Here is a 23,775-nt window from a genome sequence, read left to right as displayed (position 1 = left end):
CTCAGGCAGATTGCGGGATATCGCTGGAAAACCAGACATCGGGATAGACGGCAATGGCGGTGTCGTCCGGCGCCCTTGCGGTCGTGATCCATACCGAGCGGACGGATCGTGCCTCCGATGCGCTTTGTGGCGTCCGCGTCGCGACGATCTCATCGGATGCGCCGATGCAGGGAATGAACCACGACGGTCTCTGCGGGGCGACGCTGAAGCCATTTGCATCGGCGCGGATGAGCAACGTCAATCCGACACCCTGCGTCGGTCGCCAGGGGAAAATCAGCCGCCCGCCTGGCTTCAGCGCCTGCAGCCAGGCAACCGGGGGCGCGGCAACGCCGGCATTGACGTAGATGACGTCGGACATCGGCATGGCTGCTTGCGTGGCGTTGGCATTGACGACGGTGACGCCTTCGAAGGGCTGGAGATTGAGCCGCGCTCTGTCGGCGAGATGGGTTTCCCGTTCGAAAGCTGTGACCTTGCCATCCGGCACGGTCAGAAGCGCCAGGATGGCCGTGTAGTATCCAGTACCCGCGCCGATATGGGTTACGCTTTCGCCGCGCTGCGGGGCGACCGCTCCGATCCACGAGGCATGCAGGAAAGGCTCGCCATTGTTGATGCCTTTGGCTGCATCCAGGGCGACAAGGTTGTTCTCGTAGAGATAGACGGGATCGGCGCTCGGCGTTTCCAGGTAGTTGCTGCCCTCTACCCAGACATGCCACGGCCCCGGGCCGAGAAAGACTTCGCGGGGAACGAGCTCGAAGACACGCTCGAGGCGTGGATCGCGGGACAGGCTGACGGCGGCCATGCGCTTGGCGAAAAAGCCGCGGATCTCTTCCAGGCTGGCGCGGTTGCTCTTCATGAACCCCTCCCCGCTCTCCGGCACATTACGGTTCAGACAAAACTCGGAAACACCGGCTTGGTCACAAGGAAAATGCATTTTCTTCTGTTGTGCAACGGGGAATTTGGCAAACAGTCTGACGAGCGCCTCGATCAGGCCGGGAGACCATTGCGGATCACCGCCTCGATCAGTCGCTCGAGATCCGCGTCCGGCGTTTTTTCCGCCATTGCGCCGAGCCGGCCGTCGATCAGCAGGGTGGCCAGCCCGTGCATCAGCGACCAGCGTGTGCTGGCCAGCACCAGGGTCTCGAAGTTTTGCGGCGTGGTGGCCGGTGCCGGGCCGGACTGGTCAGGGGTCAGCAGGGCGAAGGCGGCGACGCCTGCCGTCGCCAGCGCCGGGGAAGACCAGTCCAGCCGCTCCGAGCGGAACATCAGCAGGAATATCCCGGGATGGGCCCTGGCGAAGGCGACATAACCGTGCGCCAGTGCCTGAACTCGCGTGCGTGGGTCCGGTTCGGCCAGATGCTTCTCGAGAGCCTGCCGCAGTCGGACGAAGCCTGCGGCCGCCAACTCGGTCAGCAGGCCGGTGATATCGCCGAAATGATGGGACGGTGCCGCATGGGAGACGCCAGCTTCGCGTGCCGCGGCCCGCAACGTGAGGGCGTCGATACCGTCGCGGTCGAGGATTGCCTCCGCTGCGGCAAGCAGGGCCGGACGAAGCGCACCATGATGATAGGTCTGAGTCATCCCGCATCCTTACACCGACAAGATCGCCCTTGACGAGAGGCCGGCATGAATGCCATATATCTTTACAGTGTCTAGATGCGAGCCAGCAGGCCTCGCGGACGGGAGCAGTCATGGACGGAACGATGGTCTACGTGTCGATTACGGGCCTGCAGATCAAGGCGCGGCGTCATCTCCCGCGCTTCTGGTGGCACGCCATCCCCTCGATGCTGCAGGCGCAGAAGGCAGAGGGGAACATCTCGACGGATACACGACAGATAGACGGCGTCCATCACACGCTGACAGTCTGGAAAGACGAGGCCGCCATGCGCCGCTATCTTGTCGACGGCGCGCATCTGCAGGCGATGAAGGCATTCGGTTCGATTGCGACCGGCAAGACGTTGGGATTCTATGCCGACCGCGTGCCGGACTGGCAGGAGGTGCATGCGCTCTGGCAGACGAAGGGCAAGCCCGTCGGACGGGCCAAGTAGGATTTTCGCACTACGCCTGTGCCGCCCGCAGCGGGCGTGGCCATCGTGTCTCGCCGCCAACTCGTCTTCATGCGTCTAAAGATGAGCCGATTACTCGTCGGTGGCTTTGCGCGAATGGGCCCAGTCCATGTAGATTTCCAGTGCCTTGCGAGCGACCGGTCCTTCGCCGAAGGTGCGGCCATCGAGGCGGTCGACGCTGACGATCTTCGAATAGTTGCCCGTCGTGAAAACCTCGTCCGACGCCATGAAGTCGGCAACGGATAATGTCGTCTCGCGAACGTCGAAGCCGGCCTGGCGGAGCAGGCCGATGATCCGCTCGCGGGTGATGCCGGCCAGAAAGGTGCGGTTGGCGACGGGTGTGAATACAGCGCCGTCCTTGACCATGAAGACGTTCGAGGATGCGGTTTCTGCGACGTTGCCGTTCATGTCGCAGGCAAGCGCATTGTCGAAGCCACGGCTGCGGGCTTCGATAATCATCCGGCCGCTGTTCGGGTAGAGCGAGCCGGTCTTGGCCTCGGTCATCGCCGTCTCCGGCGACGGGCGGCGATAGGGCGAGACGGTCAGGGACTGCGGCTTGGCATTGTTCATCGGCGCTTCGAACAGGCAGAGCGCGAAGCGGGTCGAGGCCGGATCGACGGCGACGACGCTGGTCGGCATCCCGTGCTCGCCCCAGTACATCGGCTTGATATAGAGCGCCGAAGTGCCATCGAATTTCTTCACGCCCTCCATGGCCAGCGCCTCGATCTGTTCGGCCGTCATGGTCGGTTCGAGGCCCATGGCGCGGGCCGAGCGGTTGACGCGCTGGCAATGCAGATCGAGATCGGGCGCGATGCCATCGAACCAGCGTGCACCGTCGAAGACCGTCGAGGCCAGCCACATCGCATGCGACGTGGGCCCGATCAGCGGCGGGTTGCCGGGCAGCCACTCGCCGTCGACATAGGTCCAGGTGGCGGAACGCGGCGATGTATCGACAGCCATGGTGGTCTCCTTCGAATTTCGTCACGAGACAAGACCTCATGGAAGGCGAGAATCAAGAAGAAATCTCCAAGGCAAATCCATTCGCAACAAATGACGCGAAGGTGCAAAGCCGGCGCAACTTTCCTGCGCTTGCCATCCGTCGCATGAATTGGTGCATGAGCAGAATTGATGGGCCGCAGAGTGGAAGCAGCCGTGGTGGCGTGCCATCATGGACACCATCCAACGCCCACTCGAATCGGAACTGCCGATGCGCGCCATGTATTACGAAGCCTTCGAGGCTAAACCCGAAATCCGCACCTTGCCCGATCCGACGCCATCGGAAGACGGGGTGGTCATCGCGGTCGGTGCGAGCGGCCTCTGCCGCAGCGACTGGCATGGCTGGATGGGGCATGATCCCGATATCGCCCTTCCCCATGTTCCCGGCCACGAACTGGCTGGCAAGGTGGTGGCGACGGGGCGCGGTGTCGTGCGCTTCAAGGTCGGCGACCGCGTCACCGTGCCTTTCGTCTCCGGCTGCGGCCATTGCGGCGAGTGCCATTCCGGCAACCAGCAGGTTTGCCCGAACCAGTTCCAGCCGGGCTTCACCCACTGGGGATCGTTCGCCGAATATGTCGGGATCGACTATGCGGACACCAATCTGGTGCATCTTCCGGAGACGATCGACGACGCGACAGCGGCCAGCCTCGGCTGCCGCTTTGCCACGTCGTTCCGTGCCGTCACCGACCAGGCGAAGACCAAGCCCGGAGAATGGATCGCCGTGCACGGCTGCGGCGGCGTCGGGCTTTCGGCGATCATGATCGCCACCGCACTCGGTGCCAATGCCATTGCCATCGACCTTTCGGACGAAAAACTGGCCTTTGCCCGCGAATGCGGTGCGGTGGCGACGATCAATGCCGGCACCGTTTCGGATGTCGCCGAGGCCGTGCGCGAGATCACCGGCGGTGGCGCGCATGTGTCGATCGACGCGCTCGGCCACCCCACGACCTGCTTCAACTCTATCCGCAACCTGCGCCGACGCGGCCGACACGTGCAGGTCGGGCTGATGCTCGGCCAGCACGCGACCCCGGCCATCCCGATGGCGCAGGTGATCAGCCAGGAACTCGAGATCTATGGCAGCCACGGCATGCAGGCCTGGCGCTACGACGCGATGCTCGCCATGCTGTCTGCCGGCAAGATCGCGCCGCAGAAGCTCATCCAGCGCCGGATCAGCCTGGAAGAGGCTATTCCCGCGCTGATGACGCTCGACCGGGCGGAAGGCCTCGGGATCAGCGTCATCACGCGGTTTTGACGTCGCGGTCGGCGGCTTCATCGGGAGCGCTTAGTCGCCGGGTTGCATTCGGGCCATACGCCTCGCTTCCGATGTCTTGCTTGTCACATGTCTGTATCGGAGAGCGTGCTAGCACTCAGTTGCAAGGGCACGAAGGTGGCGATGCACGGCTGGTTCGGCCGACCTCCAAAGGTCGCTCGAATGCGCTTCAGACTGCAATGCCGCGTTCGTACCCGTGAATATGACGCAGGGCTGCCCGTCCGTATGACCATGGCCGCACGGTTGCCAAGGGTGGTCGAAGGGTTTAACGGACGCGTCCTCAAGAAGAAAAACAAGAAAGCGACATCATGTCCGACTCCTCCCATGCCGATACGGCAGCACAGGCCAAGCCTCTTTTCGTGCTCGGCGACCACGTCCAGCGCCAGGCGCGCCTTGAAGGCACGTGGCTCAACGTCTTCGACGTCACGGTTCCCTCCGGTGGCGGCACGCCTCTTCACAGCCATGCCAGCCCCGAAGTGTTCCGCATTCTCGAGGGTACGCTGACTGTGCAGCAGATGACCGACTCCGGCCTCTCGGAGACGCAGGCGCAGGCTGGCGACATCATTTCCATCCCCGGCAACGTGCCGCATGGTTACAGCAATACCGGCCCCGAAGCCGTCGTCTTTTCGGCCATCATCGACAAGGACATGGCCACCTATTTCGAAGTTGCCGACATCGGCCCGCAGGCGGAAGTCGCGTCCGACGAGGAAGCCGAACGATTTCTGGTTGCCGCCGGCGAGCACGGCATCCGTATTCTGGCATCGTAATATCCAAGGCCGACCGCCGCAGCGCGCTGCGGTCGGCTTGCTGGCATGCAGTGTGTTCATAACCTCGCCTGTACCGATGTTTTCGTCCTCTCCCCCTTGCGCAAACAGCAGTTCGACGCCAGATTGCACCGATGCCCGATAGCGACCCATCCAGTACAAGCCTGCCCCATGCCGAGCGCGATATGCCGGCAGACGAGGGCAGCGACGATTGTAGACCCGGCGAAGCGGGTCGCTGGCGCTCCTCGTCCGTGACACCAGCCATCGGCATTTCGACGCGTGGACGCCCGTCGTCGGCCGATCTAAGCGTAAACACACATCACCCAATCTCAAAACAGGGGAGTGGCCGGTCTGTAATGACTGCGGCCGCCAACGCAGAACTATGATCTTCGACTGGATTTCCGATCCTTCCGTCTGGGTCGGTCTGGCCACCCTCATCGTTCTCGAGATCGTTCTCGGCATCGACAACCTCGTGTTTATCGCGATCCTCGCGGACAAGCTGCCGCCGCAACAGCGCGATTCGGCAAGGCTTATCGGTCTCGGCCTGGCGCTGGTCATCCGTCTTGGACTGCTGGCCTCCATTGCCTGGATCGTGACGCTGACGACGCCGTTGTTCACGGTGATGAATTTCGGCTTCTCGGGCCGTGACATCATCCTCATCATCGGCGGCATCTTCCTGCTGTTCAAGGGGACGATGGAGCTGCACGAGCGGCTGGAAGGCCAGGAGGACAGCAAGGATAAGAAGCAGGTCCATGCCGTCTTCTGGCAGGTGATCGTGCAGATCGTCGTGCTCGACGCGATCTTCTCGCTCGACAGCGTGATTACCGCCGTCGGCATGGTGCAGGACCTCGCGGTGATGATGATGGCCGTCATCATTGCCGTTGGCGTCATGCTTATGCTGTCGAAGCCGCTGACGCTGTTCGTCTCGAAGCATCCGACCGTCGTCATCCTCTGCCTCGGCTTTCTCATGATGATCGGCTTCTCGCTGATCATCGAAGGTTTTGGCATCCACATACCGAAGGGCTATCTCTATGCGGCAATCGGCTTCTCGGTCATCATCGAGGCGCTGAACCAGCTCGCACGCCACAGCAAGGAGCGGCTAATCACGCCGAGCAACATCCGTGACCGCACCGCCGACGCGGTGCTGGGCCTGCTCGGCGGCAAGCGCTCTCAGGGCACGCTCGGGCAGACGGTTGACTTGATCGCCGAACAGGCCGGCGAAGCCGAAGTCTTCTCGAACGAGGAGAAGGACATGATCCAGGGCGTGCTGGCACTGGCCGACCGTTCTGCCCGCTCGATCATGACGCCCCGCATCGACATCGACTGGCTCGACCTCGACAAGCCCCAGGCCGAACTGCAGCAGCTGATCCTCGACGTCGGCCATTCGCGCTTTCCGGTGGCGCGCGGCAGCCTCGACAATTTCATCGGCATCGCCAGCGCCCGCGATCTGCTACGCGACCTCCTGAAGGACGGCGCTGTCGATCTGGCGCGGTCGATCCGCCAGCCGCTCGTCGTGCATGAAAGCATCACGGCGCTGAAGCTGATGGAGCAGCTGCGGCTTTCGAACCAGGCGATTGCCGTCATTCTCGACGAGTACGGCGAGATCGAGGGCATGGTGACGACGACCGACCTGCTTGAAGCCATCGCCGGCGAATTTCCGGACGAGGACGACGAAAAACTGTCAATCGAGAGGGGCGCGGACGGATCGCTGACCGTCGATGGCTGGATCGACATCCGCCAGGCCTCGAAACTGGTCGACGCCGACCTCGTCGACGAAAACGACCGCTATTCGACGCTGGCCGGCTTCATCCTCTGGCGTCTCGGCCACCTGCCGCACGAGGGCGAGAACTTTGCCTCCGAGGACCTGGCTTTCGAGATCGTCAAGCTGGAAGGCCGCAACATCGCCAAGGTGCGGATCAGCCGGGTCGCGGAGCCGGCCTGACGTCATGCTGGCGTCATAGTTGGCGCCAATGGTCTGTCTGAAAAGACAGGGAGACATGACATGGCGTGGTCGGCAAACCAGTATGTGAAGTTCGAGGACGAGCGCACCCGCCCGGCGCGCGACCTGCTGGCGCAGGTGCCGCTTGAAACGGTTGCCCGTGCAATCGACCTCGGCTGCGGACCCGGCAATTCGACGGAGCTGATCGTCGAGCGCTTCGGTGCCACCGGGGTTTCCGGCCTCGACAGCGATCTCGACATGCTGGAGAGCGCGCGCCGGCGGATGCCCGGCACTACCTTCACGCAGGCGGATCTTGCGACCTGGCAACCGAGCGAAAAGACCGACCTGCTGTTTGCCAACGCCGTCTTCCAGTGGCTGCCCAACCATCTCGACATCTTCGACAGGCTGCTGGACGGCCTTGCGCCCGGCGGCGTGCTGGCGGTGCAGATGCCGGACAATCTCAACGAGCCGACACACCTGCTGATGGAAGAGACAACGCATGCCGGGCCCTGGCGTCCGGCGTTCGAGGCAAAGAGCGTCCGCCGCACTCCCCTCGCCGAACCCTCCGTCTATTACGACCGGCTGATCGGCAAGTCATCGCGCATCGACATCTGGCATACCATCTACAACCACCCGATGGCCGATGCTGAAGCGATCGTCGAATGGGTCAAGGGCACCGGCCTGCGCCCCTATCTCGACAACGCCGGCAGCACCCACCGCGATGAGTTCACTGCCGACTACCTGGAACGGGTCCGGGCAGCCTACCCCCCACTCGCCGACGGCCGCGTGCTGCTGCGCTTTCCGCGGATGTTTCTGGTGGTGGTGAAGGGCGGCTGAAGTTTGGCGCCCGGGCAACGGGCCTCGTCGGGACTATCATTGCTCGCAAAAGTTGCTATCGTATCGTTATTGCAAATTATAGATTTTTGTAGTAACAAAAATGGCGATTGTTTTCGATCCTGCAAAACGCAATGGTGCCCTATGGGAGCGTGGGCTGGACTTTGCGCGCTGCAGCGAAGTTTTTGCCGGTGATACCCTCACCAGAGAAGACGATCGAGCCGACTACGGCGAACAGAGGTTCATCACCGTTGGTTGGCTTGACGGCAGAATGATAATCGTCGTGTGGACACCACGCGATGGTCATGAGCGTATAATCAGCATGAGGAAGGCCAATGACCGAGAGCGAAAAGTCTACGCAGGCAGAATGGCATGACGAGGACGACGCGCCTGACCTTTCCACACCCGAATGGATCGAGAAATTCAGGAGCGTGCCCGTCAGGCGCGGTCGGCCGCTGATCGATACACCGAAGGAATCGACGACAATCCGGCTCGATGCGGATGTCCTGGAGCGGTTTCGCGAGGGTGGTCCGGGTTGGCAGACGCGCATCAACGCCGCGCTGCGCGAATGGCTGGACAATGAGGCATAGGCGACAGTCCGAATTTTTCCGAACCGCCGCCTTATATTACCGGATCAGACGAACTGGCTGAGCCCCGGGATCGAGCCGACGACCTCGTCGACGACTTCGTCACCGGCATATTGCCTTGCGACTGCGATGGTTTCCTTGGCGAGCGCCGAGATCTCGCTCATGCCGAGCCCCTGGCTCATCAGTTCCTGACCGAGCGCCATGATGCCGCCGCCAGCGCCGACGGCGCTCATGAGGCCTCCTAGCAGGCCGCCGCCGCCACCAGTCTCGGCACCATTGAACTGGGCTACGAGATCGGGCGCGCCAGGGATCGCCGTGATCATCTTCGAGACGGGGCCATCCGGCGCCTCGCGCTGCAGGAAGCCGAGCATCATGCCGACGGCGCGTTCGGCGATATCGGGGGCGATGCCTGCCTTGGCGGCGATCTGGTCTACGACTTCGTTCATGGGGCTCTCCTGCCACAGGGATTAAAGGGTAGCCTCAAGCGTATTTTGTTTGGCCTGCCAACTCAAGGCGACGCGAAGCGGGAGATAGCTTTTCTGCGATTATGGCAGTGCCCGCAGCAAGTTGTTGTTCCTGCGGAAGACCCCCTTTATAACTAAGCAATGTAAAACACGATCGCAGCCGGCAGGGCTGCCTGATCCGGTGGGGAGACGACGGATGGCTGACGACAAGGGACAGATCTTTCTCGGCGCCAGCCGCAAGCCGGACGACAGCATCGCCGGCAAGGAATACCTGTCGCTGAAGTTCGGCAACCGCCACGGGCTGGTGACCGGTGCTACAGGTACCGGCAAGACCGTATCGCTGCAGGTGATGGCCGAGGGCTTTTCGCGGGCCGGCGTCCCGGTCTTCTGCGCCGACATCAAGGGCGACCTTTCCGGCATTGCGGCGCGGGGCGAGCCGAAGGATTTCCTGCTGAAACGCGCCGAGGAGATCGGCCTCTCGCCGTATGAATTCGAGCAGTTTCCGGTGATCTTCTGGGATCTCTACGGCGAAAAGGGTCACCGCGTCCGCACCACGATTGCCGAGATGGGGCCGCTGCTGCTGTCGCGGCTGATGGATGCGTCGGAAGCACAGGAAGGCGTCATCAACATCGCCTTCAAGATCGCCGACCAGGGCGGATTGCCGCTGCTCGACCTCAAGGATTTCCAGGCGCTGCTCAACTACATGGGGGAAAACGCGTCTGCGCTTTCCAACCAGTACGGCTTGATCTCGAAATCCTCTGTCGGCTCGATCCAGCGCGGCCTGCTGGTGCTGGAGCAGCAGGGCGCCGAGCATTTCTTCGGGGAACCGGCCCTGAAGATCAGCGACATCATGCGCACCAGCCAGAACGGTTATGGCCAGATCTCGGTACTAGCCGCCGACAAGCTGATGATGAACCCACGTCTCTATGCGACCTTCCTCCTCTGGCTGCTGTCGGAACTGTTCGAGGAACTGCCCGAGATCGGCGATCCCGAAAAGCCGAAGCTGGTGTTCTTCTTCGACGAGGCCCACCTGCTCTTCGACGACGCACCGAAAGTGCTGACGCAGCGCGTCGAGCAGGTGGTGCGACTGATCCGCTCGAAGGGCGTCGGCGTCTATTTCGTCACCCAGAACCCGCTCGACGTGCCAGACACCGTGCTTGCCCAACTCGGCAACCGCGTACAGCATGCGCTGCGCGCTTATACGCCGCGTGAGCAAAAGGCAGTACAGAGCGCTGCCGAGACGTTTCGGCCCAACCCCGATTTCGATTGCGCCACCGTCATCACCACGCTCGGTACCGGCGAGGCGCTGGTGTCGACGCTGGAGGGCAAAGGCGCGCCGTCTATCGTCCAGCGCACGCTGATCCGCCCGCCTTCCGGCCGCGTCGGACCGATCACGGCTGACGAGCGCCAGAAGATCATGGCCAACAGCCCGGTCGCCGGCCAGTACGACCAGGATATAGACCGGGAATCCGCATACGAGATCCTGATCGCCCGGGCCAGCAAGGCTGCGGACCAGGACGCCGCCAAGCAGCACCCACAGGCTCAGCCCGCCGACAACGACAACGCCTCGGGCCGCTGGACCCTGCCCGGCTTTGGCGGAGACAAGGACGAGACCAAGGAAAAGCCGGCCGGACGGGCCGGCTATCAGCGGGAAACGGTGATGGAGGCGGCGCTCAAAAGTGTCGCCCGCACCGTGGCGACCCAGGTCGGGCGGGCGCTGGTGCGGGGTATTCTTGGCAGCCTGAAGCGGTAGCAAGCGCCGGGTGTGAAACGAGAAAACCGGAGTGAGCCCCGGTTCTGATCCCGGGGCTTTGGCGATCAACGCTTGCGGACGAACTCGGTGCGCAGGACGAGGCCCTTGATGGCGTCGTGGCGGCAGTCGATCTCTTCCGGATTGTCGGTCAGACGGATGGACTTGATGACGGTGCCCTGCTTCAGGGTCTGGCCTGCGCCCTTGACCTTGAGATCCTTGATCAGCGTGACGCTATCGCCGTCCTTCAGAACCGTGCCGGAGGCATCGCGCACTTCGACGGCACCGGAAGCGCCGGCAGCCTTTACTTCGGACGCGGGACGCCAGTCGCCTGTTGCCTCGTCATACACGTATTCGTCGTTATCGGCTGCCATCGAAATTTACTCCTGATGCAAAGATCGCCGCTTATAGCAGTCGCGCAATCAATCGCAACATCTCCTCACCCACCCTTCCTCTGGTCGAACCGGGCGCGGGCCTTCTCAACGTCCTGCAGGTTGTCGACCGTCCAGCTGTAGAGAGCGCGGAAAGGCGTTTTCAGCGAATGACCAAGGGGGGTGATGCTGTACTCGACGGCAACCGGCGATGTATCGATGACGCGGCGGTCGACGATCCCGTTGCGCTCGAGACGACGCAGGCTCTGGGTCAGGGATTTCTGGGTGATGCCCTCCAGCGTACGGCGGATCTCGTTGAAGCGCAGGGGGCCGTCGCAAAGGGCTGCCAGCAGCAGCACCGACCATTTGTCGGCGACCTGCTCCAGAAGCAGGCGGTGTGGGCAATCGGCGGCGCTGAGAACCTTTTTCCGGGGCTTGGCTGCGATATCTCCACCGGCTTCCCGCGACAACGCCTGCTGTTCTGACATGGTGGTTTCCTTTGAGCAACCTAGTGGCCGAAAAGTGCCTGATTGACACTAGGTATCCAGGATATACTAATCTGCCGCATCATCAATGCGGAGCCTTTCCATGAGTTCAACAGACGTATCCTCCTTGTTCCAGCCCTTCCGCGTCAAGTCGCTGGAACTGAAGAACCGCATCGTCATGGCGCCGATGACGCGCTCGTTCTCGCCGGACGGCGTACCGGGCGACAACGTCACCGCCTATTACCGCCGTCGCGCCGAAAACGAAGTCGGACTGATCCTTTCGGAAGGCACGGCGATTGACCGCCCGGCCGCCAAGAATGATCCCAATGTGCCGTTCTTCCATGGCGAAGCATCGCTTTCCGGCTGGAGCAACGTCATCGACGCCGTCCACAAAGCCGGCGGCAAGATGGGGCCGCAGATCTGGCATGTCGGCGCCGTCAGGAATGCCCGAACCGAGTGGGTTCCGCCATCGCCGATCGAGAGCCCATCGGGTCTCGAGGCTCCAGACGCACCATTCGGCGAGGCAATGAGCGACGAGACCATCGCTGACACGCTTGCCGCCTATGCGCGCGCTGCCGCAGATAGCAAGCGCCTGGGCTTCGACACACTCGAAATCCACGGCGCCCATGGCTATCTGCTCGACCAGTTCTTCTGGGGCCTTACCAATGTCCGCGACGACCGGTTTGGCGGCACGTCGATCAAGGAACGCTCGCGCTTCCCGATCGAAGTTGTCAAAGCCATCCGCGCCGCAGTCGGTCCGAACTATCCGATCATCCTGCGCCTCAGTCAGTGGAAGCAGCAGGACTACAAGGCCCGCCTGGCGGAAACCCCGGATGAAATGGCGGACTGGCTGGTGCCGCTGGTCGAAGCCGGGGTCGACGTGCTGCATTGCTCGCAGCGTCGTTTCTGGGAGCCTGAATTTGCCGAGATAGACGGAGAGAACGGCCTGAACTTTGCAGGCTGGGCGAAGAAGCTCACCGGCGCTGCCACTATCAGCGTCGGCTCGGTCGGCCTCTCCGGCGATTTCATGGCTGCTTTCGGCGGCGAAAGCTCTACGCCGACCGGTCTCGACAATCTGGTGCGCCGGATGGAGCGCGAAGAGTTCGACCTCATTGCGGTCGGCCGTGCGCTGATCAGTGATCCGGCCTGGGCCGCCAAGATCCATTCGGGCGAAACCGCCGCTCTCAAGGACTTCAGTCCTGCCGATTTCGGCCAACTGGTCTGATCTAGCCTCGATGAAGTGGGACGGCGGCGATTATCGCCTTGCCGCCGTCTCGTCATCCTGGTCTCATGCAGTTTGACTTTGATTTGCTCGAAGCAGTTTCGGGATTTCCCCTCATGCGCAACCGTTGTGTTTAGCGGCAGCGCTCCTCGCCAACATCATCATCTTGTTCCAGGACAAAAAAGGCCCCCTCCCGGCTGGGAGAAGGCCCTTCGTCTCACAACAAATGCTGGCTCAGGCGACGGTGACCGGCACTTCGGTCGTGGTGCGCATTGCGTGGCTGTAGGGGCAGACGATGTGGGCGGCAGCGGCGAGCTTTTCAGCCTCGGCCTTTTCCATGCCCGGGATGTGGACGGACAGCGCCACTTCGATACCGAAGCCGGTGCCGTCTTCGCGCGGGCCGATGCCGACCGTTGCGGTGATCTTTGTGTCATCCGGGATGCTGACCTTCTGCTGGCCGGCGACATACTTCAATGCGCCGAGGAAGCAGGCGGAATAACCGGCAGCAAACAGCTGTTCAGGATTGGTGCCGGCAGCGCCGTCGCCGCCCAGCTCCTTCGGAACCGTCAGCGTCACATCGAGTGCGCCGTTTTCAGATGCTGCGTGGCCTGCACGGCCGCCTGTTGCAGAAGCCTTGGTGGTGTAGAGAATAGGCATATCGCGTTTCCTTCTCGGTTGGACGATCTTGCTCGGTTGGATGATTTTATATATCGCGAAATCTAATTGTGTGCAATAGATATTTGCGGTTTGATTTTGGAAAGCCCCTGTGGGCAATTACATGGGAACTGAACGGCAGGATGAAATGGCAGAGCACGTGACAAGACGAGTGGTGCCCGACGAGGAAAAACGCCTCGAGCGGCAATTGTGCTTTGCCGTCTACGCCACGGCGCATGCGTTTACGCGTGCCTACAAGCCGATCCTCGACCGCGTCGGCCTGACCTATCCGCAATATCTGGTGATGCTGGTGCTGTGGGAGAAAAGCCGGCTGCCAGTGAAGGCGATCGGCGAGCAGCTGGATCTCGATTCCGGAACACTGTCGCCGCTGCTGAAGCGTCTCGAGCAGAACGGGCTTATCGTCCGGACACGCGATGCAGAGGACGAACGCCAGCTTATCGTGTCGTTGAGCGACAAGGGAGAGGCGATGAAAAGTGAGGTCGATGGCATCATGCTCGCCATCGGCGAGACCATCGGCTGCAGCATCGACGATATGGCAGGTCTTCGCGACCGCCTGCAGCAGTTGCGGGCCAATCTGACAAAATCAGACTGACCCGCATTTTCAAGGCCTATTACTGGATGACCATGATCGGTGCCTTTTCCGGCACGCGGTCGTAGACGTCGATGACGTCCTGATTCAGCATGCGGATGCAGCCCGACGATACGGCCTTGCCGATCGAATGCCAGTCCGGATTACCGTGCAGGCGGTAGAACGTGTCCTGCTTGCCCTGGAAGATATAGAGAGCACGCGCGCCGAGCGGGTTCTTCAGGCCCGGGCCCATGCCGCCGTTCTTGATCGAATACTTGACAAGTTCCGGCTGACGGGCAACCATTTCGTCCGGTGGGTTCCAGCGTGGCCATTTCTGGCGCCACTGGATAACGCCGGTGCCCTGCCAAGCGAAGCCTTCGCGACCGACGCCGATGCCGTAGCGCATTGCCGTGCCGCCGGGTTCGGTGATGTAGAGGAAGCGGGTGCGTGTATCGACGATGACCATGCCGGCCGGCTGTCCGGTGTCGTTGATGACGCGCTGGCGCCAGAACTTCGGGTCGATCTGCTGATACGGAATGGCCGGCAGGAGATAGCCGTTGTCTTCCATTGCAGCGTAGATCACGGCCGGATCTGGCTGTTCGCCCCGATAGCCGTTGCCGCCGAGCCAGCCGCTGATCATCGGCATCGGGTTGCGGTATTCGATGATCTGGCCGCCGGGACCGGCCGAAGAGGCGCAGCCGGCGAGCGTTGATGCGGCGCCGATGCCGGCGAAGGTCAGAAATTTACGGCGTGAAAGAGACGAAGGCAGGTTCATGTGTGAACATCATTCCATGGTGCGGGGGCGTCGGGCGGACAAAAACGACAAGTGCCGAATCAGTTTCGCCGATTGAAGACCATTCAAGCTTAACAAGCCTTTAAAGCGCCTGATCTTCCGCCGCTATCGCGCTTATGCAACAGCTCCTAAAATAGTAGACTGAGACGCCTACATCACGACAATTTGCGTATGGGCCGGCACGCGATTGTAGAGATCGATGACATCCTGGTTGAGCATGCGCACGCAGCCCGACGATGTCGGCTTGCCGATCGACTGCCAGTCCGGCGTCCCGTGGACACGGTACAGCGTGTCCTTGCCGTTGTTGTAGATATAAAGCGCCCGGGCACCCAGCGGGTTGGTCGGCCCCGGGTTCATGCCGCCGCGCTCGGCCGAGATCGGTCGCATGTCCGGCTCGCGCGCCACCATTTCCGCCGGCGGCGTCCAGCGGGGCCACTTCTGCTTCCACTGCACCACGCCCCGCCCGGCCCAGGCATAGCCTTCGCGACCGAGCCCTACGCCGTAGCGCATCGCCTTGCCGTTGCCCTCGACCAGATAGAGAAAGTAGTTCCGGGTATCGACGACGATGGTGCCCGGCCGCTCGGTCGACTGATAGCTGACCTCCTGGCGCAGGAAGCGCGGATCGATCCGGGAATAGGGTATGGCCGGAAGCGTGAAATCGTCTTCGTGCTGCTGGGCATACATTGCCTGGTGCACCGGATTGGAAACCGGCAGGCCATAGGTCTGGTGAAACTGAGTCTGGTAGATATTGCGCACCTGGGGCACCGGCTGCACCGGCAGGCGCTTGACCTTCTCGGGATCGATGCCTTCCGGCCGGTAGAAGACCGGCGCGGTTTCCTGGGCAAAGCGATCCGGATCGGTGGCGCCGGTGTCGGGAATGATGCTGCAACTTGCCAGCGCGAGGCAGGAGACAGTCGAAGCCAGCAACAGCAAACGGGAAAGGAGCATAGGACCAGCCATCATCGAGAACGCGCAAAAGGAGCAATCCAAAGCACCCTGCCAGCCACGGCTGGCGCGAGGCTGGTGTCGGGTGCAGAAGTAGGCAGTAGGCAGTAGGCAGTAGGCAGTAGGCAGTAGGCAGTAGGCAGTAGGCAGTAGGCAGTAGGCAGTAGGCAGTGAGGCAGTGAGGCAGTGAGGCAGGCTTGTCATCCAAATTGTGCTGGGTGGCGCAGTTATTTTGAGAAACCATCCAATGTGTTGTTTTCGACGCCGCCTCGCTCCTTTAGAACGACCTGAGGAGGATCGTATGACGCTGAACATTCTCGACCCGCAGGCTTTTGCCGCCACAGACCGCGAGGCTTGGCTGGCGCTGGTTGGCAAGGCGCTGAAGGGCGCTGATTTCGACCGCACGCTGGTGTCTGCGACCGACGACGGTATCGCCATCCAGCCGCTCTACGAAAGACGTGTGGCTGCAACACCGCTCGCGCGTCGCCAGCCATCGGCGGCCTGGGCGATCTCCCAGCGGATCGACGATCCCGATGCAACACGCGCCTTGTCGCAACTGGCCGACGATCTGGCCAACGGCGCCACGGCTGTCAGCATGGTGTTTGACGACAGCGCCCAGGGTTTTGGTACGGGGATCGGTGCCGGCGAGGAGGCCCTTGTCGCATCGCTCTTTGCCGCCACCGCAGGCTATCCCGTTTCGGTGCGGCTGGAACAGGGCGGCCAGTCGGTTTCCGTCGTCGACGACCTCATGCAGTCCGGCGCGTACCTGCCGCAGACAGTGCATTTCGGCATCGACCCCTTCACCCCGGCGGCCTTTGGCGGACGGCCTGTCGAGACGGCCGACCTCGGCACCCGCTTCCGGCAGCGGCAAGGGCTGGCACGCGGCGGCACCATCCTGAACGCTGACGGGCGGATCATCCATAATGCCGGCGGCACCGAGGCGGAGGAACTGGCCGTCATGGCAGCGGCAATCGCTGCCTATCTGCGCCTCCTGGAGGCCGAGCGCATTGAGCCGGAAGCGGTGCTCGGCGCCATCAGTCTCAACCTCTGCGCCGACCAGGACCAGTTTCTTACCATGGCCAAGGTGCGCGCCGCGCGGCTGCTCTTTGCCCGCATCGCAGAAGCCTGCGGTGTCGATCCAGCGATACGGCCGCATGTTTTCACTGAAACCAGCTACCGCATGCTGACGCTACGCGATCCCGAGACCAATATTCTGCGCAACACCATCGCGGTATTTGCCGCCGGCACGGGCGGCGCCGACGAGATTGCCGTCCTCCCCCACACCCTCGCCCACGGCATTCCCGACCCGCTGGCGCGACGCCTGGCGCGCAACACGCAGCTTATATTGACCGCCGAAAGCCACCTCGACCACGTCTCCGACCCATCCGCAGGCTCCGGCGGCCTCGAGGCGTTGACCGATGCACTTGCGGCAAAAGCCTGGGCGCTGTTCGGCGATATCGAACGCGCAGGCGGCTTGCAGACCGCCATCGCCAATGGCAGCCTGGCATCGATGGTGGCGCAATCCCGACAGAAGCGTCCGTCTGGACTGATTGTAGGGACGACACTGTTTGCTGCGGAAAAGGAGCGGCTCGTCACGGTGCTGGGACCTCGGACCACAGTTGCCACTGTCGGCGTGCGGCTGGTGCGACGGGACGAGGAGACGGTATTATGATGGTCGAACAGGGTGCCGCTGGTCGGAACTTGATGGCTCGAAGCCAACGGCCGCAAGAGGATATCGATGTCCAAACAGTCGACGACAGTACCGATCCCTCCCTCATTCCTGTGCTCGTCACAGGAATCCAGCACGCCCAAGTCCTTGGGCGGAAAAGACTCTTGCGCTCGTGGCACCGGCCCCCTCAAGGCGCAGACGCGCCTTGGCTGGATTCCTGTGACGAGCGCAGGAATGAGGGAGGATGGGGTGATGCTCGGGAAAAGGGAGTGGCCCCGGGGCGCAGGTTATCGATAGGTGGCCAAGAAGGCCGAGTGACATCTGCCTTACGACCATGCGGCCTGACAGCCCCCTCCTGGAAACAGGACCATCTTGCGACACAGAGCGCATCCCCCTCCCTCATTCCTGTGCTCGTCACAGGAATCCAGCACGCCCAAGTCCTTAGGCGGAAAAGACTCTTGCGCTTGTGGCACCGGCCCCCTCAAGGCGCAGACGCGCCTTGGCTGGATTCCTGTAACGAGCACAGGAATGAGGGCGAATGGGGCGGTGCCTTTCGAAAATCGATGAGCCGGTGGCTGTGGTCTTTGGGCTTGTTGATGAAGGGGCGTGGCGGGGCACTCGTGCCGGTCATGGGCTTGGGAGATATCGTATGAGCCGCATTCCTGATTTTTCAGTCCTGCCCTGGGTTCGCCCTAACCTTCCGACGGTCGCCGAAGCCGGTGATGCCTGGGAGACGCCTGAGGGGATTGACGTCAACCGTCGCTATGGCGAGGCGGAACTGACCAATGTCCCGTTTCTCGAGACCTATCCGGGGGCAGCGCCCTTCATCCGGGGCCCCTACCCGACGATGTATGTCCAGCAGCCATGGACGATCCGCCAATATGCCGGTTTCTCGACGGCCGAGGCGTCGAACGCATTTTACCGGCGCAATCTGGCGGCCGGACAGAAGGGGCTTTCGGTGGCCTTCGACCTTGCCACCCATCGCGGCTATGACAGCGACCATCCGCGCGTCGCCGGCGATGTCGGCATGGCCGGCGTGGCGATCGATTCGATCCTCGACATGCAGCAGCTGTTCGACGGCATTCCGCTTGGCGAGATGAGCGTTTCGATGACGATGAACGGTGCGGTGCTGCCGATCATGGCGCTCTACATCGTTGCCGCCGAGGAACAGGGCGCGTCCGAGGACAAGTTGTCCGGCACCATCCAGAACGACATTCTCAAGGAGTTCATGGTCCGCAACACCTATATCTATCCGCCGCAGCCCTCGATGCGGATCGTCTCGGACATCTTCAGCTATACCAGCCGAAGGATGCCGAAATTCAACTCCATTTCGATTTCCGGCTACCACATGCAGGAAGCCGGTGCGACGGCTGACCTTGAACTTGCCTACACGATTGCCGACGGCATCGACTATGCGCGGGCCGGCGTTGCTGCCGGGCTCGATATCGACAAGTTTGCCCCGCGCCTGTCGTTCTTCTGGGCCGTCGGGATGAACTTCTTCATGGAGGTGGCAAAGCTCAGGGCCGCGCGACTGCTCTGGGCGGCACTGATGCAGAAGAATTTTGCGCCGAAGGATCCGAAGTCGCTGGCGCTACGCACCCATTGCCAGACCTCCGGCTGGTCCCTGACGGCGCAGGACCCGATGAACAACATCGTCAGAACCATGGTCGAGGCGATGGCGGCGACGCAGGGGCATACCCAGTCGCTGCACACCAACGCCTTCGACGAGGCGCTGGCGCTGCCAACTGATCATTCCGCCCGCATTGCCCGCAACACGCAGATCCTTCTGCAGACGGAATCCGGCACCAGCCGCATCATCGATCCCTGGGGCGGCTCGGCCTATGTGGAACGGCTGACCCACGATCTCGCTGCCCGGGCGCTAAGCCATATCGAGGAGGTCGAGGCGCTCGGCGGCATGGCGAAAGCCATCGAAACCGGTATTCCCAAGCTGCGCATCGAGGAAGCCGCAGCCCGGACGCAGGCGCGTATCGACAGCGGCCGGCAGGTGGTTGTCGGGCTCAATGTCTCCCGCCTCGCCGAGGAGCGCGACGTAGATGTGCTGACGATCGACAACTCCGAGGTGCGCGCCCGGCAATTGTCGAAGCTGCAGCAGTTGAAGGGTTTGCGCGATACCGCCGCCACGGAGCAGGCGCTGGATGCGCTGACGCTGGCGGCCCGCAATGGAGAGGGCAACCTGCTCGATCTCGCGGTCAAGGCGGCGCGCGCAAGGGCTACCGTCGGCGAGATCTCGCTGGCGATGGAAAAGGCATTCGGCCGGCATGTGGCCGAAGTGCAGACGATCTCCGGCGTCTACCGCAGCCAGGTCGGCGACAACGATCCTGTGTTCAACGCCGCCGTTGCCGCCGTCGAGGGGTTCCGGAGAGCACGGGGTGCGGCGCCGCGCATTCTGGTTGCCAAGATGGGCCAGGACGGCCACGACCGGGGCCAGAAGGTCATCGCTTCGGCCTTTGCCGATATCGGCTTCGACGTCGTCGTCGGCACGATGTTCCAGACGCCGGAGGAAGTGGCCGATCTTGCGGTGCGCGAAGGCGTCGATATCGTCGGCGCGTCTTCGCTGGCCGCCGGTCACCTGACGCTGGTGCCGGAGTTGAAAAGCGCCCTCACCCGCAGGGGTGGCGCCAGCATCCTGATCGCGGTCGGCGGCGTCATTCCGGCTCAAGATTTCGCCACCCTCCGGGCCGCCGGCGCCGACGCGATCTTCCCGCCCGGCACCGTCATCGCCGAGGCGGCGCAGTCACTGATCGAACGGATGATGCCAGCGTGACGACGGCCACGGGAAGGGCGCCATATTCTATCCTGTGTTGAGATTTACCAGGTCGGTTGCATCGGCAATGATGGGGTGGCAATGTCTATGCCTCTGATAAAGAAGAGATAGAGCAAACCATCACGCAAAAGGCACAACCTTGAAACCTTCACCGATAGCATCAATCTTTTCGGCACTGATTTTTCTGAGTGCATGCTCAACCACGTCCCCGTCAAACCAGGCATCGACCTCGGATGCCTGTGGTGCATCCCGATATCAAAAGTTCGTAGGCGGTCCATCCTCTGCGACAGTGGGGCTCAAAATACCCGGAGACTCCCGCCACTACGGCAGCCAGGAACGTGTCGCCACAGATACGCCCACGCGTCTCAATTTTGTCCACAGCGGCACAGCATTCGAGAGTGTCACCAACCCGAAATCGACCGTGATACGGGTGTTCTGCGGATAACGCCGCCCATTTTTGCGCGACAGGCTAGGCCGCAATACCCTTGAAGAACTGGATACTGCGTTCGATTTCGGCCGGCAGAGCAGAAAAGTGGCCGCCCGGGATGACGTCGACGTCCATGTTGACATGCGCCTCGCGGGCCCGTTTCGACAGGACGCCGACGCGGGTGACGAAGTGCACCTCTTCCGAGCCGTGCATCACCTTCATCGGGCACTTGAAGCTGTGAGCATAGCAGACAGGCGAGCGCATCTGGAATTCGCGCGGGTCCTTGTCGTCGAAGCGGATATCCTGCGGGTACCTGTTGAAGAAGGCGAAAGAGTCCGGATTTCCCGAGATCGGCGCGGCGGCGCGAAAACGCCGCGTCGACATCGCCGTCAGCATGGCCAGCGTGCCGCCGATGCTGTGGCCGGCGAGGAACATGCGATGCGGATCGACGCCCGGCATGTGGCGCAGCCGGTCCGAGGCGGCCAGCACGTCGTCTACCTCGTCGTAGAAGCCGGAGAAGTTACCCTTCTGGCCATTTTCGCCGCGCATGCTGGGGATCATCACCACATAGCCGGCATCTATGTATGGCTTCATCAGCTGCCAGTGGCCCTGGCCGATCGCATTGCCGCCATGCAGGAAGAGGACTGCCGGGCGCGGCGTACGGGTGCGCTCGAAGCGCGACACCCAGGCGACAAGCTCGAGCTCTCCGCCATAGCCGCTGCGGTAGAAGATCTGGTTTGCACCTTCGGGAGCGACGAGCGCTTCGTATTTATCCGGCGCCGGTCCCTTGACGAGCAGGTTGGTGCGGAACTTGCGGCGCTCCCGCTGATAATCGCCGCTCATCTGCGCCGGTGCGGTGTTGGAAACATCCGATGCCTTTGCAGCCGGGGCCGGCTGCGCAGCGGCCGCCGGCGCCGGTGGTGTCGTCGAAGCAGCAGGCGGCGTGGTGGCGCGGGAGGCAACGGAGGCTGCACGGGCGGAGATCGGAAGGAGCACGCTTGCGGCAAGGCCGGTCAGAACAGCACGGCGGCGGTGGGAGAACTCAGGTACATCAGTCAAAGTCAAAGCTCCGTCGTGGTTCCCCGCCAGACCAAGTCTGCACGGGTTGAAAGTCGGCGCCAACTCACTTTGTGGTGAGGATTCGCATTGACGCTAATATTCGGCGGGAGAGGTCTTGGCGTCAATCATTGCCACCAGTGTTTCCAGCCGATCGGCCTCGAAAGGCGGTTTATCCTGCCGCAAACGGGCGATCCGCGGGAAGCGCATGGCCACGCCGGACTTGTGCCGGCTCGAGCGGTTGATGCCCTCGAAGGCGACCTCGACCACGAAGCCGAATTCACGCTCCGCCCTCACCGACCGTACCGGACCGAAGCGCTCGACCGTGTTGTTGCGCACGAACTTGTCGAGCACCTCCAGCTCGGCATCCGTGAAGCCGAAATAGGCCTTGCCGACCGGCACGAGCTGCTCTCCCTCCGGTGTCGTCGACCAGACGCCGAAGGTGAAATCGGAATAGTAGCTCGAGCGCTTGCCGTGGCCGCGCTGGGCATACATCAGCACCGCGTCGATGTTGAACGGATTTCGCTTCCACTTGAACCACGGCCCCTTGGCGCGGCCAGCTGTGTAGGGGCTGTCGCGGCGCTTGATCATCACCCCTTCGATGACAGGATCGGGGGGGGCTGCGCGGAGCCTGTCGAGCTCGTCCCAGTCGGTGAAATCGACGAGTGCCGAGAGATCGAAACGGTCGTGCGGCGCGTGCTCGATGATCTCGGCCAGGCGGTTGCGACGCTCGATGAAACCCCGGGCGCGGACATCCTCGTCGCCGTCGAACAACAGGTCGTAAGTGCGGATGAACGCCGGGTAGTCGGCGAGCATCTGGGCGTTCACCGTCTTGCGGTTCAGCCGCTGCTGGAGGTCGGAGAACGTACGGGTCGGGTTGTTCGAGCGCGCGGTGCCGCCGATCAGCAGTTCGCCGTCGATGACGCCCTCGAAGGTGATGGCGTCCACCACGTCCGGGAAGGCGCCGGAGATATCGTCGCCCGAGCGCGAGTAGACCTTCGACGTCGAGCCCGAGCGCGACAGCTGGACGCGGATGCCGTCCCATTTCCATTCGGCGGCAAAGTCCTTCGGGTCGAGGCCGTCGAGATTGCCGGGCTCGACCGGGTTTGCCAGCATGACGGAGTGGAAGATCGCCGGCGTTGCCAGCAGCGGCCGGTCGCCCTTGCCCTCGAGCCACTGGAAAAGCGTCACATAGGGTGGCTCCAACCCGTGCCACAGCGTCTCGATCTCGGTGACGTCCTTGCCCGACAATTCAGCCAGCGCCTGCTTGGCAAGCCGCGCCGACACACCGATGCGCATGGCGCCAGTGGCAAGCTTCAGGAAGGCGAAGCGACCGGAGGGATCGAGCCTGTCGAGCATGTCGCGCACGAACCCACGCACCTCGGTGCGGCCGAGCGCATTCATCTCGTCGATGACCTGGCCGAGACCTGGCTTATCTGTCGGCGCCCGCTCGATATCGGCGTCATTGTCCCAGACCAGCGAGATTGTCTCGGCGAGATCGCCGACGTAGTCGTAGGAATAGCGGAACAGCACCGCATCCATCCGCTCCAGCACCAGCTCGCGCAGCATCGCCGGCTTGACGTTGCGCACATCGAGCGTGCCGGCAATGGCCGCCAAGCCATAGCCGCGGTCAGGATCCGGCGTGTCGCGGAAGTAATCGGTCAGCAGCTTCAGCTTGCCGTTCCGGCTCGGCGTCAGAACCAGGCGATCGAGGAGATCGGCGAAGGCTTTCATGAGTATGCACCCTCCCCTTCATGGGGAGGGTCGGCGCGTAGCGACGGGGCGGGGTGACTGCCACAAGCTCCGACCTTGCCGCAGATCACCCCCACCCGCGGCTTTGCCGCGACCTCCCCCATCGAGGGGGAGGTAAAGAAACGCAGCGCTTCCACCAATCCCGCCTCAATCGCTCCCCCGGCCTCAGTCCCCTCCTTCCCCTCATTCCTGTGCTCGTCACAGGAATCCAGTGCAGCGCGTCGGCGCTGCGTGAGACTGTCGCAGTGAGGCAAAGGTCCTCTCACCGTGCAGACGCACGGTGGCTGGATTCCTGTGACGAGCACAGGAAAGAGGGAGATGGGAGCTTCTGCACGTGTCCCAAACAACGCTGCCTGGGAA

General features: G+C 62.5%; 23 protein-coding genes. 12 read left to right on the top strand and 11 right to left on the bottom strand.

The window, feature by feature from the left end:
• Position 1 precedes the first annotated feature (1 nt).
• Both PR018_RS02970 and PR018_RS02965 read right to left on the bottom strand, forming a co-directional pair.
• Positions 2-853, bottom strand: coding sequence for a protein-L-isoaspartate O-methyltransferase family protein (locus PR018_RS02970; protein ID WP_142824319.1), 852 nt, complete (start codon positions 851-853; stop codon positions 2-4).
• Positions 854-984: 131 nt separating this feature from the next.
• Positions 985-1,578, bottom strand: coding sequence for a TetR/AcrR family transcriptional regulator (locus PR018_RS02965; protein ID WP_142824318.1), 594 nt, complete (start codon positions 1,576-1,578; stop codon positions 985-987).
• A 110-nt stretch (positions 1,579-1,688) separates the two neighbouring features.
• On the opposite strand from PR018_RS02965, the gene PR018_RS02960 reads away from it, so the two are divergent.
• Entirely contained in the window at positions 1,689-2,045 is a 357-nt protein-coding gene (locus tag PR018_RS02960; protein ID WP_202617135.1) for a hypothetical protein, read from the top strand.
• Between the two features lie 90 nt (positions 2,046-2,135).
• Here PR018_RS02960 and PR018_RS02955 read toward each other — a convergent pair whose 3' ends face one another.
• Positions 2,136-3,023, bottom strand: a complete 888-nt coding sequence (locus PR018_RS02955; RefSeq protein WP_142824317.1) for a branched-chain amino acid aminotransferase — start codon at positions 3,021-3,023, stop codon at positions 2,136-2,138.
• 247 nt (positions 3,024-3,270) lie between these two features.
• Here PR018_RS02955 and PR018_RS02950 point away from each other — a divergent pair, with 247 nt between their 5' ends.
• The 6 genes from PR018_RS02950 to PR018_RS02925 all read left to right on the top strand — a co-directional run bounded on the left by PR018_RS02950 (position 3,271) and on the right by PR018_RS02925 (position 8,456).
• Positions 3,271-4,311: a zinc-dependent alcohol dehydrogenase family protein gene (locus tag PR018_RS02950; protein ID WP_142832173.1), complete on the top strand. Its 1,041-nt coding sequence runs from the start codon at positions 3,271-3,273 to the stop codon at positions 4,309-4,311.
• 323 nt (positions 4,312-4,634) lie between these two features.
• Entirely contained in the window at positions 4,635-5,096 is a 462-nt protein-coding gene (locus tag PR018_RS02945; protein WP_142824316.1) for a cupin domain-containing protein, read from the top strand.
• A gap of 379 nt (positions 5,097-5,475) precedes the next feature.
• Positions 5,476-7,035 (top strand): TerC family protein, encoded by a 1,560-nt coding sequence (locus PR018_RS02940; RefSeq protein WP_142832171.1) that lies wholly within the window; start codon positions 5,476-5,478, stop codon positions 7,033-7,035.
• 60 nt (positions 7,036-7,095) lie between these two features.
• Positions 7,096-7,869 (top strand): trans-aconitate 2-methyltransferase, encoded by a 774-nt coding sequence (gene tam, locus PR018_RS02935; RefSeq protein ID WP_142824314.1) that lies wholly within the window; start codon positions 7,096-7,098, stop codon positions 7,867-7,869.
• A gap of 100 nt (positions 7,870-7,969) precedes the next feature.
• A complete protein-coding gene (locus PR018_RS02930; RefSeq protein WP_142824313.1) occupies positions 7,970-8,242 on the top strand; it encodes a BrnT family toxin in 273 nt (90 codons plus the stop codon).
• Positions 8,202-8,456, top strand: a complete 255-nt coding sequence (locus PR018_RS02925) for a BrnA antitoxin family protein (RefSeq protein ID WP_142824312.1) — start codon at positions 8,202-8,204, stop codon at positions 8,454-8,456. The genes PR018_RS02930 and PR018_RS02925 overlap by 41 nt, the downstream gene beginning before the upstream one ends.
• A 44-nt stretch (positions 8,457-8,500) precedes the next feature.
• Here the strand turns inward: PR018_RS02925 and PR018_RS02920 are convergent, their stop codons facing one another.
• Positions 8,501-8,899, bottom strand: a complete 399-nt coding sequence (locus tag PR018_RS02920; protein WP_142824311.1) for a hypothetical protein — start codon at positions 8,897-8,899, stop codon at positions 8,501-8,503.
• Positions 8,900-9,113: 214 nt separating this feature from the next.
• Here PR018_RS02920 and PR018_RS02915 point away from each other — a divergent pair, with 214 nt between their 5' ends.
• Complete coding sequence (locus PR018_RS02915; RefSeq protein WP_142824310.1) at positions 9,114-10,670, top strand: helicase HerA-like C-terminal domain-containing protein; 1,557 nt, start codon at positions 9,114-9,116, stop codon at positions 10,668-10,670.
• A gap of 65 nt (positions 10,671-10,735) precedes the next feature.
• Here the strand turns inward: PR018_RS02915 and PR018_RS02910 are convergent, their stop codons facing one another.
• Together PR018_RS02910 and PR018_RS02905 are read right to left on the bottom strand one after the other, a co-directional pair.
• Positions 10,736-11,041 (bottom strand): alkylphosphonate utilization protein, encoded by a 306-nt coding sequence (locus tag PR018_RS02910; protein ID WP_142824309.1) that lies wholly within the window; start codon positions 11,039-11,041, stop codon positions 10,736-10,738.
• A gap of 65 nt (positions 11,042-11,106) precedes the next feature.
• A complete protein-coding gene (locus PR018_RS02905) occupies positions 11,107-11,526 on the bottom strand; it encodes a winged helix-turn-helix transcriptional regulator (RefSeq protein ID WP_142824308.1) in 420 nt (139 codons plus the stop codon).
• A 100-nt stretch (positions 11,527-11,626) separates the two neighbouring features.
• Between PR018_RS02905 and PR018_RS02900 the strand changes: the two genes are divergently transcribed.
• Positions 11,627-12,748: an NADH:flavin oxidoreductase gene (locus tag PR018_RS02900; RefSeq protein ID WP_142824307.1), complete on the top strand. Its 1,122-nt coding sequence runs from the start codon at positions 11,627-11,629 to the stop codon at positions 12,746-12,748.
• 231 nt (positions 12,749-12,979) lie between these two features.
• Here the strand turns inward: PR018_RS02900 and PR018_RS02895 are convergent, their stop codons facing one another.
• On the bottom strand, positions 12,980-13,402 hold the full coding sequence (locus PR018_RS02895; RefSeq protein ID WP_142824306.1) for an organic hydroperoxide resistance protein: 423 nt from the start codon (positions 13,400-13,402) through the stop codon (positions 12,980-12,982).
• A gap of 121 nt (positions 13,403-13,523) precedes the next feature.
• On the opposite strand from PR018_RS02895, the gene PR018_RS02890 reads away from it, so the two are divergent.
• On the top strand, positions 13,524-14,012 hold the full coding sequence (locus PR018_RS02890; RefSeq protein ID WP_224128065.1) for a MarR family winged helix-turn-helix transcriptional regulator: 489 nt from the start codon (positions 13,524-13,526) through the stop codon (positions 14,010-14,012).
• Between the two features lie 19 nt (positions 14,013-14,031).
• On the opposite strand, the gene PR018_RS02885 is transcribed toward PR018_RS02890, so the two are convergent.
• Together PR018_RS02885 and PR018_RS02880 are read right to left on the bottom strand one after the other, a co-directional pair.
• Positions 14,032-14,763, bottom strand: coding sequence for a L,D-transpeptidase (locus PR018_RS02885; RefSeq protein ID WP_142824305.1), 732 nt, complete (start codon positions 14,761-14,763; stop codon positions 14,032-14,034).
• A gap of 168 nt (positions 14,764-14,931) precedes the next feature.
• Complete coding sequence (locus PR018_RS02880; protein WP_142824304.1) at positions 14,932-15,729, bottom strand: L,D-transpeptidase; 798 nt, start codon at positions 15,727-15,729, stop codon at positions 14,932-14,934.
• Between the two features lie 298 nt (positions 15,730-16,027).
• Between PR018_RS02880 and PR018_RS02875 the strand changes: the two genes are divergently transcribed.
• Entirely contained in the window at positions 16,028-17,398 is a 1,371-nt protein-coding gene (locus PR018_RS02875; protein WP_142824303.1) for a methylmalonyl-CoA mutase family protein, read from the top strand.
• Positions 17,399-18,044: 646 nt separating this feature from the next.
• Positions 18,045-20,180, top strand: coding sequence for a methylmalonyl-CoA mutase (scpA, locus tag PR018_RS02870; protein WP_142824302.1), 2,136 nt, complete (start codon positions 18,045-18,047; stop codon positions 20,178-20,180).
• A 469-nt stretch (positions 20,181-20,649) separates the two neighbouring features.
• On the opposite strand, the gene PR018_RS02865 is transcribed toward scpA, so the two are convergent.
• Complete coding sequence (locus PR018_RS02865) at positions 20,650-21,672, bottom strand: alpha/beta hydrolase family protein (RefSeq protein WP_244615271.1); 1,023 nt, start codon at positions 21,670-21,672, stop codon at positions 20,650-20,652.
• Between the two features lie 87 nt (positions 21,673-21,759).
• Entirely contained in the window at positions 21,760-23,397 is a 1,638-nt protein-coding gene (locus PR018_RS02860; protein ID WP_142824301.1) for a cisplatin damage response ATP-dependent DNA ligase, read from the bottom strand.
• Between the last annotated feature and the right edge of the window lie 378 nt (positions 23,398-23,775).

This window comes from Rhizobium rhododendri, assembly GCF_007000325.2.
GTDB classification, from domain to species: Bacteria; Pseudomonadota; Alphaproteobacteria; order Rhizobiales; family Rhizobiaceae; genus Rhizobium; species Rhizobium rhododendri.
This window is presented reverse-complemented; position numbering and strand designations above follow the sequence as displayed.

What these genes read in the sequence shown, in the direction of transcription:
- PR018_RS02890 (WP_224128065.1), top strand. Translation starts at nt 13,524, where the DNA reads ATGGGAACTGAACGGCAGGATGAAATGGCAGAGCACGTGACAAGACGA.
- tam (WP_142824314.1), top strand. Translation starts at nt 7,096, where the DNA reads ATGGCGTGGTCGGCAAACCAGTATGTGAAGTTCGAGGACGAGCGCACC.
- PR018_RS02970 (WP_142824319.1), bottom strand. Translation starts at nt 853, where the DNA reads ATGAAGAGCAACCGCGCCAGCCTGGAAGAGATCCGCGGCTTTTTCGCC.
- PR018_RS02915 (WP_142824310.1), top strand. Translation starts at nt 9,114, where the DNA reads ATGGCTGACGACAAGGGACAGATCTTTCTCGGCGCCAGCCGCAAGCCG.
- PR018_RS02920 (WP_142824311.1), bottom strand. Translation starts at nt 8,899, where the DNA reads ATGAACGAAGTCGTAGACCAGATCGCCGCCAAGGCAGGCATCGCCCCC.
- PR018_RS02880 (WP_142824304.1), bottom strand. Translation starts at nt 15,729, where the DNA reads ATGCTCCTTTCCCGTTTGCTGTTGCTGGCTTCGACTGTCTCCTGCCTC.
- PR018_RS02940 (WP_142832171.1), top strand. Translation starts at nt 5,476, where the DNA reads ATGATCTTCGACTGGATTTCCGATCCTTCCGTCTGGGTCGGTCTGGCC.
- PR018_RS02955 (WP_142824317.1), bottom strand. Translation starts at nt 3,023, where the DNA reads ATGGCTGTCGATACATCGCCGCGTTCCGCCACCTGGACCTATGTCGAC.
- PR018_RS02965 (WP_142824318.1), bottom strand. Translation starts at nt 1,578, where the DNA reads ATGACTCAGACCTATCATCATGGTGCGCTTCGTCCGGCCCTGCTTGCC.
- PR018_RS02930 (WP_142824313.1), top strand. Translation starts at nt 7,970, where the DNA reads ATGGCGATTGTTTTCGATCCTGCAAAACGCAATGGTGCCCTATGGGAG.
- PR018_RS02905 (WP_142824308.1), bottom strand. Translation starts at nt 11,526, where the DNA reads ATGTCAGAACAGCAGGCGTTGTCGCGGGAAGCCGGTGGAGATATCGCA.
- PR018_RS02925 (WP_142824312.1), top strand. Translation starts at nt 8,202, where the DNA reads ATGACCGAGAGCGAAAAGTCTACGCAGGCAGAATGGCATGACGAGGAC.
- PR018_RS02900 (WP_142824307.1), top strand. Translation starts at nt 11,627, where the DNA reads ATGAGTTCAACAGACGTATCCTCCTTGTTCCAGCCCTTCCGCGTCAAG.
- PR018_RS02895 (WP_142824306.1), bottom strand. Translation starts at nt 13,402, where the DNA reads ATGCCTATTCTCTACACCACCAAGGCTTCTGCAACAGGCGGCCGTGCA.
- PR018_RS02875 (WP_142824303.1), top strand. Translation starts at nt 16,028, where the DNA reads ATGACGCTGAACATTCTCGACCCGCAGGCTTTTGCCGCCACAGACCGC.
- PR018_RS02910 (WP_142824309.1), bottom strand. Translation starts at nt 11,041, where the DNA reads ATGGCAGCCGATAACGACGAATACGTGTATGACGAGGCAACAGGCGAC.
- PR018_RS02960 (WP_202617135.1), top strand. Translation starts at nt 1,689, where the DNA reads ATGGACGGAACGATGGTCTACGTGTCGATTACGGGCCTGCAGATCAAG.
- PR018_RS02860 (WP_142824301.1), bottom strand. Translation starts at nt 23,397, where the DNA reads ATGAAAGCCTTCGCCGATCTCCTCGATCGCCTGGTTCTGACGCCGAGC.
- PR018_RS02950 (WP_142832173.1), top strand. Translation starts at nt 3,271, where the DNA reads ATGCGCGCCATGTATTACGAAGCCTTCGAGGCTAAACCCGAAATCCGC.
- PR018_RS02885 (WP_142824305.1), bottom strand. Translation starts at nt 14,763, where the DNA reads ATGAACCTGCCTTCGTCTCTTTCACGCCGTAAATTTCTGACCTTCGCC.
- scpA (WP_142824302.1), top strand. Translation starts at nt 18,045, where the DNA reads ATGAGCCGCATTCCTGATTTTTCAGTCCTGCCCTGGGTTCGCCCTAAC.